The sequence below is a fragment of the Clostridium aminobutyricum genome (genome assembly GCF_017255415.1).
GTDB lineage: Bacteria > Bacillota > Clostridia > Peptostreptococcales > Anaerovoracaceae > Aminipila > Aminipila aminobutyrica.
Genome location: NZ_JAFJZZ010000006.1, coordinates 38071 through 52874 on the forward strand (window position 1 = coordinate 38071; position 14804 = coordinate 52874).

Here is a 14804-nt window from a genome sequence, read left to right on the forward strand (position 1 = left end):
TACTTTAAAATCTAACTTCAAATTTATTTGGTAAGTCACAAAGCCCATGGTTTCTTAACCATGTAGGGACATTTTCCTTTTTATTAGTTAAAGAAAACTTGCCTACATTGTTTCTTAAGTTTATTCTATGCAACTTTGCATTGTTCATCTCTTGTGGCACACTCCCTCTACAGCGGTAGTCTTCTTTGTTCATGCATGAGAATCCAACTTCAAAAGTATACTCGCCAGCACATAAATTCATTTCCATGCACTGAACTATCTCAAGTATCGTTCCCGCCTCTACTACATTCGGAACATCCACATACGTTTGAGAAGTATCCTTACCATGCACAATTATATTTTGTTGATTAAAAATAATTGTTCCCAAAATAGGTACACCTATTTTTTTTAACATTTCTATTTCATAATAAAAATATACTTTATCACCAACATAAAAATTAGTCTTCGCATATCCATGCTCGTCAAACATCCCTATACGCAGAAATGTTGCTACTCCATTCGAGTGTTCAACAGATTCCTCTAAATTAAAGAAAACATCATCTCTTCGGTTCCACTCACCATTAAAAAAACTTGTCTCTTTGATTGAACCCGTGGAGTGTTTTTCAACTGTCGACGTATGCTCTAAAACTTCTAATGAATTGTTATGTTCAAGTTGCTCCATCATGTAATACTTTTTCACAACGTCAGGACTACGATCAAGCATTATCATTTTGCCTTTATTTAATAGCAATGTCCTATCACAATACTGCTCAATCTCATTTAATGCGTGGCTTACTAATATTATGGTAGTCCCATTTTCTTTAAGTCTGTTAAGTCGTTCATAGCATTTTTGTCTAAAAAACACATCACCAACTGCCAATGCTTCATCAACAATTAGTATTTCTGGTTCGATGCTTGTAGAAACGGCGAAGGCTAGCCTTACAAACATTCCACTCGAATAATTTTTTACAGGTTGATTGATAAATTCACCAATGCCAGCAAATTGAAGGATAGACTCAACTTTATCTTGCATCTGTTCACGGGAATACCCCATAATAGTTCCGTTTAAAAAAATATTTTCCAAGCCTGTCATTTCGGGATTAAATCCTGCCCCTAATTCCAAAAGAGCTGCTACTTTCCCTGATACTTCAACGTTGCCAGAAGTCGGGGTAAGAATTCCTGATAAAATTTTTAGTAATGTGGATTTGCCCGACCCATTTTTTCCTATAATGCCGAAGCTCTCTCCTTTAATAATATTAAAGCTAACTTCGTTCAGCGCATAAAATTCTTCATGATATTTTTTACGCGATAGGCTGAATGTTTCTTTTAACCGATCCGTTTTTTTGTTAAATATCGGATATATCTTTGTCAGTCTGTCAACTTTAACTGATAGTTCCATCTAAGCTCCTATTTCTATAATACATCCGCAAAATGTGGTCGCAATTTTTGGAATACATAAGCCCCAGTTATAAATGTAGCAAGCGTTACACCCCAAAACCAAACGGTCGTCTCTGGTCTTTGCCAAAACCATTCACCGGTGATAAAGCAATCCCTATAGCCGCTAGTTATATAATACATTGGATTTATCTTAACAATGAAATTTACCCATGCTGGAGGATGCATCGCTTCAATTGACCAGAAAATAGGAGTCAACCAAAAACCAATCTGAAGAAATACATTCACCAATTGAGATAAATCCTTGAAAAATGGAGCTAGTGAAGAGGTTAACCACCCCAACCCAATCAGTAATATCAGCATTGCAAACATATAATAAAACACTTGGAAATACTGCAACATTAGCCTATGCTCCATAAAAATATAAACTAAGAATACGAATCCTATAAAAAACATATGTATATATACCGCTGAAAGCAATTTTACCATCGGTAGTACACTTACTCTAAACTTTACTTTCTTAACTAAAAATTCATATTCAAATAGCGTATTGGTAGTAGCAGTCATTGCATCAGCAAAGAAGGTCCACGCTATGTATGCCGGAATAAACCATAAAATAAAAGGTACATTTTCCATTGGTAGAGATTTAAATCCTGCTTCAAAAACAAACCAAAAAACTAATATAGTCAATAATGGCGTTGCAAACGCCCATAAAACTCCCAAGTACGAACCCACAAACTTTGATTTGAAGTCATTATTTGCAAGATTAATAATTGTTTTTCGATTTTGCACGGTCTCTGTAACAAAATTTATAAATTGCTTCGCTTTGGTATACATCAAATTGGTTCCCATTTCTACAGTTCTTTATTTTCAATGTACCATTGAATTGTGTTTTTAAGTCCTTCTTCAAAGTCTGTTTTAGATTTAAATCCAAATTCCTTTTCCGCTTTTTGCGTGTCTAAGCATCGTCTAGGCTGTCCATCTGGTTTTGTAGAATCCCAAATAACTTCGCCAACAAATCCTGTTAGCTCAGTTAAAATTCCAACTAAATCTTTTATAGATATTTCTCTTCCTGCACCGATATTAATTGGTGCAGATTTTTCATATTTTTCTGTAGCAAGCACGATTGCTTCAGCGCAATCATCAACATATAAAAATTCCCTTGTTGCTGCCCCTGTGCCCCAAACTTCAATATTGTCGTCACCTTTTTCTACAGCTTCAACACATTTTTTAATTAATGCAGGTATCACGTGTGATGAATTTGGGTCAAAATTGTCATGTGGCCCATATAAATTTACAGGAAGCAGATAAATTGAATTAAATCCGTACTGTTCTCTATATGCCTGAGACTGAACCAGCATCATTTTTTTAGCAAGTCCATAAGGAGCATTTGTTTCTTCTGGATATCCATTCCAAATTTCATCTTCGTTAAATGGAACCGGAGTGTATTTCGGATATGCACAAATGGTTCCTATAGCAACAAACTTTTCTACCCCAAATAAACGGCTCTGTTCCATCAGCTGTGTTCCCATCATGATATTTTCATAGAAAAATCTGCCGGGGTTTTCTCGGTTTGCACCAATTCCACCAACGACTGCAGCTAAATGAATAATGATTTGAGGCTTAAAATCATGAAGCATTCGGATAATATCCGCCTCATGAATCAGATTATAGTCCTTACTTCTAGGTATAAAAATATCCTTGCATCCTTTTTCTTCTAACTTCTTTACCACATGTTTTCCTAAAAAACCTGCTCCACCAGTTACAACAATTCGTTTATTTTTAATGTCTATCATTTTTCTTCCCCCACCAATCTGATATCGTTTTCTACCATCCTAGAAACTAACTGTTCAAAAGAAACTTCACGTTTCCAGCCGAGGTTTGTCTCAGCTTTCGTGGGATCCCCAATCAAGAGATCAACTTCTGCTGGTCTAAAGAATTTAGGATTTACCTTCACAACTACTTTTCCATTTTGCTTATTCGTTGCGGTTTCATTGACCCCGCTTCCCTTCCATGCTAATTCAATCCCTGCTTTCTTAAACGCAATATCAACAAATTCTCGAACTGTTCGTGTTTCATTTGTGGCGATAACATAATCATCAGGGGTATCTTGCTGAAGCATTAACCACATCGCTTTAACGTAATCCGCAGAATGTCCCCAATCTCTCTTTGAATCCATATTCCCTAGTTCTAGGTATTGCTGCTTGCCAAGCTTAATTCTAGCAGCAGCATCGGTAATTTTTCTTGTTACAAATTCTTTACCACGTCTCTCCGATTCATGATTAAAAAGAATACCAGAACATGCAAAAAGATTATAGCTTTCTCTATAATTCTTTGTAATCCAATGTCCATATAACTTTGCAACCCCATAAGGACTTCTTGGATAAAATGGAGTTGTTTCCTTTTGTGGAATTTCTTGAACTAATCCAAACATCTCGCTTGTAGATGCTTGATAAAACTTTGCTTCAGGCCTAACAATCCTAACAGCTTCAAGGATGTTAATTGCTCCAACAGCATCAATATCAGCGGTTGCCAAAGGTTGTTCCCAACTTGTTGCTACAAATGATTGTGCTGCTAAATTGAAGATTTCATCAGCCTGTGAAATCTTCATCGCACTAATTAGGGAAACTACGTCTGTCATATCTGCATATATAAATTTAATTTTATCTTTTAGATGTTCTACATTTCCATAATCTACAACACTTTTTCGTCTCATAATGCCATATACTTCATAACCTTTATCTAACAAAAGTTCTGATAGATATGAACCATCTTGTCCAGTAACCCCTGTAATTAATGCTCTTTTCATTCATTCATCTCCTTTGAAATACTAATCATCTCTATACTATTGTGTTTTGGTTTTACCCGATTCTATAACTCCGGCAATCGTTCTACGTAAAAGCTTTATATCGTTAGCTTCTTTGGTTTTTCTATAAACTTCATCAAGTGCTTTGTAAACTGCAAAAGGCAATCTACGATAATTGAATTTGATAAATAAAAGCCCTAAATAAATATACCTTATAAACTTAATTTGTCGCTGTTTCTTTTGTAGCTCCTTGCTATATCCATATATCCAACCTATTGGTACATATCTATAATATTTATAGATAAGCCCACAAGCCTCTCTACAACTATCAATTTGCCTTGTACTTGTCTTGTTTTCTTTATAAGTCCTTGAAGTTGCTATATAATCAGCCACGCACTTAACCTTCACGCCTTTGTTTACCATTCGTAACCACAAATCATAGTCCATACACATATCACAGTTAACATCAAGTAGCCCGCAACGTATAGCCGCCTCTTTCTTAAAAAATGCTGTCGGCTGACAAATATAACATATCTCAGCTAAGCGAGCCTCACTAAAATCTTCGGTAGGATAGTCACATATTTTATCCCCCTTTTTATCCGTGTAAACTCCCTGTCCATAAATCATTTGTACAGATGGATCATCTAAGAAATACTGCACCATAAGGCTAATAGAATTTCCAATATAAGTGTCATCCGAATTTAACCAACCTATGATATCTCCATTTGCACTACTTATTCCCTTATTAACAGCATCCGCTTGTCCTTTATCTGGTTCAGAAACCCACTTAATCTTATCCCCATACTCTTTTAAAATTTCAAGAGTTTCATCCGTAGAACCACCATCTACAACTATGTATTCTATATTTGTATAATCTTGATTCAAGACACTATCTATCGTAGCCCTTATAAATTTACCTTGATTGTAGGAGGGTGTAACGATTGAAACAAGAGGCAATTCACTATAACTATTATTATTCTGAGTCAAAAACATATATAAATGCGCCTTTCCCACGTTTCTGTAAACGTTTGCTTTCTTCTTTATTGTAGCATAAAAAACTTATTATAAATTTTTTATGCTTTGATTTAACTTCATTCCAGAATACTTCCAATTGAATCTTCCCGCATTCTCAAATCCTTTACCAATTAAATCCGCTCCACTCTTTGTATATAAAAGTTTGCGCATCACATCTGCCATTTCATCGATATTATGTGGGTCCACTAAAATCGCTCCCTCTCCTGCTACCTCAGGCATTGCAGAGACATTTGAAGTAATAACCGGCGTACCACATTTTTGTGCTTCAACAATGGGAATACCAAAACCCTCATACAATGTAGGAAATAGAAATAGGTCAGCCATACTATAAATCGCTGGCATGTCTGCACTATCAATATAATCGGTAAAGACGATATCTTTTGTATACTTTACTACGCCAAGTGCTTCTTCCTTGTTAAATTTCCAGCCATATTCTCCAACTATAAGAAACTTTAATTGTTCAATCTCCGCAATATTGTCTTCTTTAGCTTGAGCCTTCATCTGATTAAATGCTAAAATCGAACGCTCCAAATTTTTTCTAGGATTAAAATTCCCTACAAATAGCACATATCTATCTGGCAAGTGATATTTTTCCCTTGCATCACACAAAATGTCAACATCTGCCTCTTTTTTCATTCCCTCATCACAAGCACAGTAAACAACATCAATTATATCGGCAGGAATACTAAGTATTGAGACCATCTCTTCTTTTGTAAATTCTGAAATAGCTACATATCGCTCAGCCTTTTTCTTTAGAAAAAGATATTGCAATTTCCAGTAAAGTTCTCTCGTGGTCTTATAAACTTTGCCCATACGAAATACCGCCAAATCGGTTATAACGGGTAGGACTTTGCAGCTCTTGGGTAAAATCAAAGGAATTTTAGCATCTGTTGTAATGAAAATGCTATCCTTGCAATATTTTTCTCCCATTATAAAGGATTGAAATACGTTTCTCTTGATATTCTGTCTTTTGTCATATGGCAATCGAATAATTTTTGTTTTTCCGTTATCAAATGGAAAATCAGGGCTGTCTTTTGATAAAAGCACAAGAACCTCAAGTTCAGTTTGCAAAATCAGATTGCCAAATAAATAATAAGACAACACGCCAATTCCGGAACTATTCTGTTTAAATTGTGTCGCGTTAATCACAATCTTCATTATTTACCATTCCATTTCCAGACGTATAATATCCTCTTCAACTAAATTCTTGCCAAGTTGCACTTCAATCAATTCTAATTCAGTCAAGGCTTTCATTCCATGCTTTACTCCTGTCGCAATTTGAATAACATCACCGGGTTTTACAGCCTTCTTTTTATTATCTATGTAAACAATTCCTTGACCTGCAACAATTGTCCAAACTTCGCTACGGCAATTATGATACTGATAACTTATCTGTTTTCCTTCATTCAAAATAATTCTTTTCGTTAAAGACTCAAAGCCGTCCACATTTGTATGGTCAAGCACCATATATTGTCCCCATCTACGTTCTTCATACATTGGTCTATTTTTTATTGATGTTGTAATCTCCTTTAACTTAGCAGTCTTTCCTTTTGAAGCAACTAATATCCCGTCTAGGCTCGCTACGATTACTGCATCTTCGATTCCCATGGCTACGACTGGAAGTTCCTGTTCATTGATAATATGGGTATTCCTACAAGTTGTATCAATTACTACATTCCCAGAAATTGCGTCCTCAATCTCTTCAGTAAAGGTCTCCCAAGTTCCTAGGTCTTTCCATGGACCATCATACTGTATCACTCGAATTTTATCCGCTTTCTCTACCACTTCATAGTCAAAGCTAGTCTTATTGAGCTGCACAAAAAAATCTTTCATTATTGAATATTCAAAATAATCCCTATTATATTTTTGACTTAATATTTTCTGAATATACCCCAGCTTCAATCCAAAAACGCCGCAATTCCACAATGCACCTTGTTCTATCAGTTGTTTGGAGGTTTCCCAATCCGGCTTTTCTTTAAAACTTTTTACGTTTCCACCTGTTCCATCTGGAACTATGTAACCATATTTTTCTGAAGGGAATAATGGTTTTGCACCTAAAAGAACCAAGTCCGCATCTGTTTTTTCAAATTCCGACTCAATTTGTTGAACGGCTTCAAAAAACGTTTCTTCAACATAAGGATCCACAGGTAAAACTGCTATGGTTTCTTTCGGCGTTACTCCACATTCACTATATAAAAATGAGGCGGCTAATGCAATAGCGGGAAACGTATCCCTTCTCTCCGGTTCTATTACTAAATTCACGTTTTCTCCAAGCTGAGATTCAATCTGATCTTTTTGTGATGCACCTGCCGCCACAGTAATTGAGTCCCAACCACCAACCTCTCGCAGTTGACGGTACACCCTCTGTACCATAGACTCAGGTTCTCCATTCGGAGCTTTGAGCAATTTTAAAAACTGTTTAGATCTTACATCATTGGATAATGGCCAGAGTCTCTTGCCAGAACCACCAGATAGTAATATTAAGTGCATGCTTGCTCCCCTTTCTCCTTTTTAGTTATATTACTTCAAGAAGCTCTATTACCTATTTTGATACATCTTCTGATAATATTCTTTATATGCTCCACTGATAATGTTTGTCCACCACTTTTCATTCTCTAGATACCAGTTGATGGTCTTTTTAATGCCTTCATCAAAACTTGTCTTAGGGAACCACCCAAGCTCATCATGCATCTTAGTTGGGTCAATAGCATATCTTAAATCGTGTCCAGCACGATCTGTAACATAGGTAATCAATTTTTCTGTTTTATTTAATTCTCTTAAGATTGTCTTTACTACTTGAAGATTAGTTCGTTCATTATGTCCGCCTATATTGTAGACTTCTCCTATTCGTCCATGATGAATAATTAAATCTATTGCACTGCAATGATCCTCTACATAAAGCCAATCTCTAACATTCTCTCCCTTCCCATAAACCGAAAGCGGCTTATCATGTAAGGCATTCACAATCATTAGTGGTATCAATTTTTCTGGAAAATGGTATGGTCCGTAGTTATTGGAACATCTTGAAATTGTTGCGGGCAATCCATAGGTTCGGTGGTATGCCTGTACTAATAAATCCGCACCTGCCTTCGAGGCCGAATACGGGCTTGAAGTATGGATCGGAGTATCCTCAGTAAAAAACAAGTCTTTGCGATCGAGTGGAAGGTCTCCATATACTTCATCCGTAGATACCTGGTGGTAGCGTTGAATTCCATATTTTCGACAGACGTCAAGGAGTACTTGAGTTCCCATCAAATTCGTCTTTAAAAAAAGTTCTGGTGCTTCAATGGAACGATCTACATGGCTCTCCGCAGCAAAGTTTACAACAATATCTGGTTTCTCTTCTTCAAATATATTGTAGATACTGCTTCTATCCGATATATCGGCTTTGAAAAATTTAAAGTTTGGATCTGCTAAGGCTTCTTCCAGCGTTTCTAAATTTCCAGCGTAAGTCAAAGCGTCAATACAAATAATTTCATACTGCCTATATTTTTCTAACATGTAGTTTACAAAGTTGCCGCCTATAAATCCGGCGCCTCCTGTTATGATTACTTTCATTCTCTTTCCCCGACTATGCAATCTAAAATTGGTTATCTTTAAAATCCCTAAAATCTTCTTTAGAAAACCTTACCCTCTGCCACTCTTTTTAAATGCTGACCATATTCACCTTTACCATACAGTTCAGCACTTTCAAGTAATTGAATTTTGTTTATCCACTTATTTCTATAGGCAATTTCTTCTAAACATGCAATTTTAAGCCCTTGTCTTGTTTCAATTACCTTTACATATTCTGCTGCTTCCGTAAGGCTATCTACTGTTCCAGTATCAAGCCAGCCATATCCTCTTCCAAGGGTTATAACATTTAACTTATTCTGTTCCAGATAAATTCTATTCAAATCTGTGATTTCAAGCTCTCCTCTTAATGAAGGCCGTAATTTTTTTGTGTATTCACAAACATTTCTATCATAGAAATATAATCCTGTTACCGCATAGTTTGACTTTGGCTGTAGGGGTTTCTCTTCAATTGAGACGGCCTTCCTTTTTTCATTAAATTCAACTACACCAAAACGCTCCGGATCATTCACATAGTATCCGAATATCGCAGCTCCTCCACCGTTATCAATATAGTCTACTGCCATTTTTAATTCAGCAGTCAATCCATTTCCATGAAATATGTTATCTCCCAATATCATCGCACAATTATCGCCGTCGATAAATTCTTCACCTAATATAAAGGCTTGTGCAAGGCCATCTGGTGAAGGCTGCACTTTATACGATAGATGAATACCGTACTTGCTTCCGTCTCCAAGCAATCTCTCAAAGTTCGGCAAATCCTGTGGGGTAGAGATAATTAATATCTCTTTAACCCCTGCTAACATCAACGTTGATAGGGGGTAATATATCATCGGTTTATCATAAACCGGTAACAATTGCTTTGATGTAACCATTGTCAGTGGGTACAATCTAGTCCCGCTTCCTCCGGCCAAAATAATCCCTTTCATTATTCTCTCTCCCATAATGTAATCATATTATTTAATATGGACCTAGCCATTTCTAATTATAACCAAAGTCTATATATTATATCATATTATTTTCTTATTTACGACGTATTTTTATATAATATACCTTTTTATGCCTATGATAAAAAATACCCTGACAAGTCGGTTGAAAAAATTCTTCAACGTTCTGACAGGGTATTATTATTTATGATATCATGCCTAATTTATTTAATTGTAGCTGTTGCTGTACCCACACCACTCGCTAGATTATACTGATCTACTGCCAAATTATAGTCCAGCATTGCTTTGTAATATTCCTGCTGTGTCTGAAATGCATTTAGCATAATGCCAGATAAATCCGTAATTGTAATCACACCACTGTCATATTGCAGCTGTCCAAGTCGAACTGTTTCTTTAGAGTTATCATAAGAAACTTTGCCGGATTTTACTGCTTCATGCTTCTGCACCATATCCATATATTTTGTACGCACATCGATTTCTATTTTTGATGGCTCCGTTTTTTGTGCTTCTTGTGCCATCATTAATGCAACTTTTGCATTTTGATAAGTCGCCGATGAGCTAGGATAATCTTTAACATTATTTAAAGCTAATTGAGTCATCTGAACATTATAATTTGCTTCACTGATTTCATTTCTGTTCGTTAAAGCCTCTTGAATGGAAGTGTCTAACGTTTTGCTAGGAAGCGCTATATCACTGAGAGAATCTGTCAGGGTCAATTTTTGGTGAATATTGTAACCCATAAACAGGTTGAAATTAAGTTTTACTTGTTCTAATCCGTTGACTGCAAGGTTATATTGATCCTTTGCTGTGTTTAAAGTAGTCTCAGCATTTAGTGTATCTAATTTAGATACAGTTCCCAACTTATATTTCAGCATTGTGCTGTTATAAACGGCCTGACTTCTGTCCAAATTATCTTTCGCTACTTGTACCTGCGCCTCTGTGTATTTATAAGTATAATACATCTCATAAGCCTTTGCTTTTATGCTATTAATAGTCGCTTCATAATTCTTAGGGGCTTGAACAAGTCCATAGGCTTTATTTGCCTGCAACATAGGCTTGCTGGAAGTATCTACTCCCCAACCTGAGGTATCTTTTTCTGCCTGATGCAATGCTGATAATTTCTCACTATATCCCTTCGCTGCAGCAATTTCGTTATCCAGCGTTAGCTGTGCCAATTTTACATTTGGACTTTCCGCAAGAAGTTTTTTATATGCATCATCAAGGGAAATGCTAATCATTGTGCCGGTGTCCGCTATTGCAGACAAACTTGTATTTATTGCTGGAACTGTCGTAATTGCGGAATCTGTTGTCGTGATTGCAGAGTCAGCGCTTATAGCGGTCCCGGTTGCAATAGCCGAACCACTTGTAACGGCAGATTGCGTCGTTATTGCTGAACTGCTAGTCGAGGTGCTTGAATCACTTGTTCCAGTAGCCGCAAACGCAGCCGCGTGAACAGAGGTTACTACTATAGCAAATGCTAGCAGCACTATCCATATTTGTTTTCTCATCTCTATTTCTTCCTCCTTTTATTTTCCATGCTCGGCGATATCCGACTCATGGGTCGGTTTTAATTTTACCGCTTTTTCTGCAATACTGTCAATACACAAACCCCTTAAATTTGTGATATAAATATTAACAATTTATTACGAATTAAAGTCATCTTATGTTAAACTTATTAAAGATGTATGATCTTAGATATAATTTAGATATAAAATGAAAGGTTCTTAAATGAAGAAAATATTATATGTTGCTTCCACCTATGGGCATATTGCCAGTTTCCATATACCTTATATTAAAAAATTGCAGGAAAATGGTTTTCTCGTGGACGTAGCAGCTGCAAACTCAAACGAAGAGGCAAAAAATTTATTAATGAAAGAGCTGCCTGAATCAGGCTTTATCGATATCTCTTTTGAGAAGAAAATGTTTTCTTATAAAAATGCTAAAGCTGTTAAACAAATTAGAAAAAAAATTTCTAATCGAGCTTATGATATCATTAGCGTGCACACTTCCCTTGCTAGCTTTTATGTTAGATTGGCCGTCCTTCTTTTAATCTCACAGAAAAGTTTACGTCCAATTCTCATAAATACGGTCCATGGTTACCTATTTGATAATAAAACGTCTTTTTTGAAGCGAAGTTTATTACTATTTGCAGAAAAAATCACCAGATCGGTGACAAACCATTTACTAGTCATGAACTGTGACGATTATGAAATAGCTCAAAAATATCATTTATATCAAGACACGCTATCCATGATTCCTGGAATGGGGATTGATACTATCCGTTTCAGCCAAGAGAACTTTGCTTTGTTAGACCGCAACGAAGAACGAAAAAAGTTAAATTTGAATCAATCTGATATTGTGATGATATATGCCGCTGAATTTTCAAAACGTAAAAACCAAAAAATGCTTATATCTGCAATACAACAACTTCCTCCCAATGTTAAACTAATTCTGGCAGGACAAGGGGATCAACTTGAAAAATGCAAGAAATTATCTTGCCAGGTGAATTTAACGCATTCAACCTCTTCAAGAGAAAAAAACTCTGTCGTGCGATCCGCTAAAGAAGAACGAATTATCTTTTTGGGCCATGTAGGGAACTTAGAATACTATTATTTTATTTCTGATATTTGTGTTTCTTCTAGTAGCAGCGAAGGGCTTCCATTTAATATCATGGAAGCGATGTCTATGGGTCTGCCTGTTGTTGCGACAGATGTTAAAGGTCATAAGGATCTAATTGAAGAGAGCATCAATGGATTTTTATATGAATTTGATTCTATGGAAGGATTTCGAAATACACTCATGCGTCTAATTGAGCTTCCATCCATTGCATTAAGACAAATAGGTGAAAATAATACTGATAAAGCTTCTCTCTACAGTCTTCAAGAAGTACTTGAAAAAGGATTGAGTATATTCAACAAATAAACCATTAGTAGCATCATTATTTCATTAATTAGTAATTTTATTGTCAGGTCTTGGATTTGCAATTTAACATTTTTTGGTGTATAATATTATGGTTTCTAAATAGATACATTTACAAAAATTATTGGGGGTTTTTACACATGGGAAAAACGAATAAACAAACAAAGAAAGCCACAATGCCAGAACCGAATCAGAAACACAGTAAATTAAGCTCAGCATCTAAAACTAAAAATGAAGACTTTATTTGGTCTATGAGTATGGCCCCACGTCTTCAAGAAAGTTTTCACTGGTTCCAGATGGTACCCGTTATTTTATTTACTGCCTGCGTTATTACGATAGTAAGACTGCATTCATATACACGACCTATGTCACAATTTTATTGGACAAACAGTGGTAATGATTTAACAGACTTCTTCAGCTTTTATAAGATGGAAGCTATCATACTCTGTGCAGTACTTGCATTGGTAATATTGCTATACCGAATCTTTTCACAGTCAATGGCCATCAAACGAACACCTTACTATATTCCAATTACAGTTTATTCCTTATTTGTATTATTCTCCTATTTTATGTCTGATTACAAGGAATTTGCACTTTGGGGATGGAATGACAGATTTGAAGGGACAGTAACTTTGCTCACCTATATGTTTATGTTATTTTATATCATCAATACTGTAAACAACGAAAAAAACGTAAAATGTATTATTTATATATTAGGCATCGTTAGCACGCTTCTTTCATTATTAGGCATTACTCAAGCTTCAGGTCATGATTTTTTTAAGACATTGATAGGAAAAAAACTTATCACACCAAGTTCCTATTGGAATAATCTAGATCAGTTGACTTTTACTTTTCATAAAGAAATTTACCAGACAGTATATAATATCAATTATGTCTCTTTCTATTTAACTCTCTTGCTACCGCTTTTTGGCTTATTATTTATTTATTCTATGACAAAAGGAAAAGCGGAACCTGTTTATAAAAAACTGTCTTGGGGCGTTTTATTTGCACTAACGATTTATAATCTCATCGGTTCTCAGTCCTCTGGGGGATTCCTAGGTATGGGAATTGTCGTGCTGATTAGTTTAGTCATTCTGAATAAAAAAATTATTAACTGGTGGAGACCTGTCTCAATACTAATTGTTATAACGCTATTAGTAGGAGGAATCACGTACAATCGTTGGATGCCAGAGATTTCAGGAGCTAGCAAAAGTGTCTTAGGAATAGATACTCAAAGTTCTACTAATTCAGAAGTGCCAGGCTCACCTAAATCAAATGATTTAGGTGTATCTACTACGACTTCCAAAGGCTACATTGATTATATTGTGACAAAAGGTAGTGATATTATATTTAATTATAAAGGAAATGAATTAACCTTTACTACTTATCCAGAAAATCCTGTTGCTATAAAATTAACAGACGCGCAGGGAAAAGATCTTGATATAAAAAACATTGAAGGCTCCCAGATGTTCACCATCGCAGATGATCGTTTTGCCTCTTTTGTAATTGGGCCTGCTGAAGATTCTGCCGGGACAAATTATTTTATTATTAATGTTGACGATTCGGAGTGGGATTTTGCAATTATACCTGGAAAAGATGTTCAATACAGAAATACACTAGGGAACCTTGTTTCCCTCACTAAAGTTCCTGCTATCGGTTGGGAAGATAATCAAAATTTTGGTTCCGGACGAGGCTATATATGGTCCAGAACTATACCGATGTTCAAAGATACAATCTTACTGGGACATGGAGCAGATACCTATTGCATTTACTTCCCTCAGAACGACTACGTGGGAAAATATAACGCAGATTGGGGATTAAATCTTATTGTTGACAAGCCACACAATATGTATTTTGCGACAATAGTCAATACCGGAATGATTTCACTACTTGCGTTGATGGTGTTATGGTTTACTTACATCTTCCAAAGCATCAAAATCTACGGGCGAAGAGACTTAAATAGCTTTATAGACTATGCCGGAATTGGTGTCTTCTTAGGAATATGCGGATTTTTAGTATCTGCTTTTGTTGATGATTCTTCCGTATCTGTAATGCCAATGTTTTATGGATTACTTGGTACGGGTATCGCTATTAATATCATGCTGAAAAAGCAAATGAAGGAAACGCAGAATAATTAGTTCTGAATCAAA

General features: G+C 35.8%; 12 protein-coding genes. 2 read left to right on the plus strand and 10 right to left on the minus strand.

All coding sequences use genetic code 11. From position 1 onward, the window contains the following. Positions 1-4: 4 nt before the first annotated feature. The 10 genes from JYB65_RS11795 to JYB65_RS11840 all read right to left on the minus strand — a co-directional run bounded on the left by JYB65_RS11795 (position 5) and on the right by JYB65_RS11840 (position 11243). The gene (locus JYB65_RS11795; RefSeq protein WP_206582891.1) at positions 5-1378 is read right to left on the minus strand and encodes an ABC transporter ATP-binding protein; all 1374 of its coding nucleotides are present in this window, start codon (positions 1376-1378) and stop codon (positions 5-7) included. A 14-nt stretch (positions 1379-1392) separates the two neighbouring features. After that, the gene (locus JYB65_RS11800; protein ID WP_206582892.1) at positions 1393-2211 is read right to left on the minus strand and encodes an ABC transporter permease; all 819 of its coding nucleotides are present in this window, start codon (positions 2209-2211) and stop codon (positions 1393-1395) included. A gap of 17 nt (positions 2212-2228) precedes the next feature. Beyond that, positions 2229-3170, minus strand: a complete 942-nt coding sequence (locus JYB65_RS11805; RefSeq protein ID WP_206582893.1) for a GDP-L-fucose synthase family protein — start codon at positions 3168-3170, stop codon at positions 2229-2231. Beyond that, entirely contained in the window at positions 3167-4183 is a 1017-nt protein-coding gene (gmd, locus tag JYB65_RS11810; RefSeq protein ID WP_206582894.1) for a GDP-mannose 4,6-dehydratase, read from the minus strand. Before gmd ends, JYB65_RS11805 begins: the two co-directional genes overlap by 4 nt. A gap of 36 nt (positions 4184-4219) precedes the next feature. Next, on the minus strand, positions 4220-5173 hold the full coding sequence (locus JYB65_RS11815) for a glycosyltransferase family 2 protein (RefSeq protein ID WP_206582895.1): 954 nt from the start codon (positions 5171-5173) through the stop codon (positions 4220-4222). Positions 5174-5242: 69 nt separating this feature from the next. After that, entirely contained in the window at positions 5243-6373 is a 1131-nt protein-coding gene (locus JYB65_RS11820) for a glycosyltransferase family 4 protein (protein ID WP_206582896.1), read from the minus strand. 3 nt (positions 6374-6376) lie between these two features. Continuing rightward, the gene (locus JYB65_RS11825; protein ID WP_206582897.1) at positions 6377-7705 is read right to left on the minus strand and encodes a sugar phosphate nucleotidyltransferase; all 1329 of its coding nucleotides are present in this window, start codon (positions 7703-7705) and stop codon (positions 6377-6379) included. 48 nt (positions 7706-7753) lie between these two features. Next, positions 7754-8773, minus strand: a complete 1020-nt coding sequence (gene rfbB, locus JYB65_RS11830) for a dTDP-glucose 4,6-dehydratase (protein WP_206582898.1) — start codon at positions 8771-8773, stop codon at positions 7754-7756. Between the two features lie 59 nt (positions 8774-8832). Next, the gene (rfbA, locus tag JYB65_RS11835) at positions 8833-9717 is read right to left on the minus strand and encodes a glucose-1-phosphate thymidylyltransferase RfbA (RefSeq protein ID WP_206582899.1); all 885 of its coding nucleotides are present in this window, start codon (positions 9715-9717) and stop codon (positions 8833-8835) included. Between the two features lie 221 nt (positions 9718-9938). After that, positions 9939-11243: a TolC family protein gene (locus JYB65_RS11840; RefSeq protein ID WP_206582900.1), complete on the minus strand. Its 1305-nt coding sequence runs from the start codon at positions 11241-11243 to the stop codon at positions 9939-9941. Positions 11244-11463: 220 nt separating this feature from the next. Between JYB65_RS11840 and JYB65_RS11845 the strand changes: the two genes are divergently transcribed. Both JYB65_RS11845 and JYB65_RS11850 read left to right on the plus strand, forming a co-directional pair. Further along, complete coding sequence (locus JYB65_RS11845) at positions 11464-12657, plus strand: glycosyltransferase (protein ID WP_206582901.1); 1194 nt, start codon at positions 11464-11466, stop codon at positions 12655-12657. Between the two features lie 137 nt (positions 12658-12794). Beyond that, a complete protein-coding gene (locus JYB65_RS11850) occupies positions 12795-14792 on the plus strand; it encodes an O-antigen ligase family protein (protein WP_206582902.1) in 1998 nt (665 codons plus the stop codon). Positions 14793-14804: the final 12 nt, after the last annotated feature.

What these genes read in the sequence shown, in the direction of transcription:
- JYB65_RS11815 (WP_206582895.1), bottom strand. Translation starts at nt 5,173, where the DNA reads ATGTTTTTGACTCAGAATAATAATAGTTATAGTGAATTGCCTCTTGTT.
- JYB65_RS11820 (WP_206582896.1), bottom strand. Translation starts at nt 6,373, where the DNA reads ATGAAGATTGTGATTAACGCGACACAATTTAAACAGAATAGTTCCGGA.
- gmd (WP_206582894.1), bottom strand. Translation starts at nt 4,183, where the DNA reads ATGAAAAGAGCATTAATTACAGGGGTTACTGGACAAGATGGTTCATAT.
- JYB65_RS11845 (WP_206582901.1), top strand. Translation starts at nt 11,464, where the DNA reads ATGAAGAAAATATTATATGTTGCTTCCACCTATGGGCATATTGCCAGT.
- JYB65_RS11850 (WP_206582902.1), top strand. Translation starts at nt 12,795, where the DNA reads ATGGGAAAAACGAATAAACAAACAAAGAAAGCCACAATGCCAGAACCG.
- JYB65_RS11800 (WP_206582892.1), bottom strand. Translation starts at nt 2,211, where the DNA reads ATGTATACCAAAGCGAAGCAATTTATAAATTTTGTTACAGAGACCGTG.
- JYB65_RS11840 (WP_206582900.1), bottom strand. Translation starts at nt 11,243, where the DNA reads ATGAGAAAACAAATATGGATAGTGCTGCTAGCATTTGCTATAGTAGTA.
- JYB65_RS11825 (WP_206582897.1), bottom strand. Translation starts at nt 7,705, where the DNA reads ATGCACTTAATATTACTATCTGGTGGTTCTGGCAAGAGACTCTGGCCA.
- rfbA (WP_206582899.1), bottom strand. Translation starts at nt 9,717, where the DNA reads ATGAAAGGGATTATTTTGGCCGGAGGAAGCGGGACTAGATTGTACCCA.
- rfbB (WP_206582898.1), bottom strand. Translation starts at nt 8,773, where the DNA reads ATGAAAGTAATCATAACAGGAGGCGCCGGATTTATAGGCGGCAACTTT.
- JYB65_RS11805 (WP_206582893.1), bottom strand. Translation starts at nt 3,170, where the DNA reads ATGATAGACATTAAAAATAAACGAATTGTTGTAACTGGTGGAGCAGGT.
- JYB65_RS11795 (WP_206582891.1), bottom strand. Translation starts at nt 1,378, where the DNA reads ATGGAACTATCAGTTAAAGTTGACAGACTGACAAAGATATATCCGATA.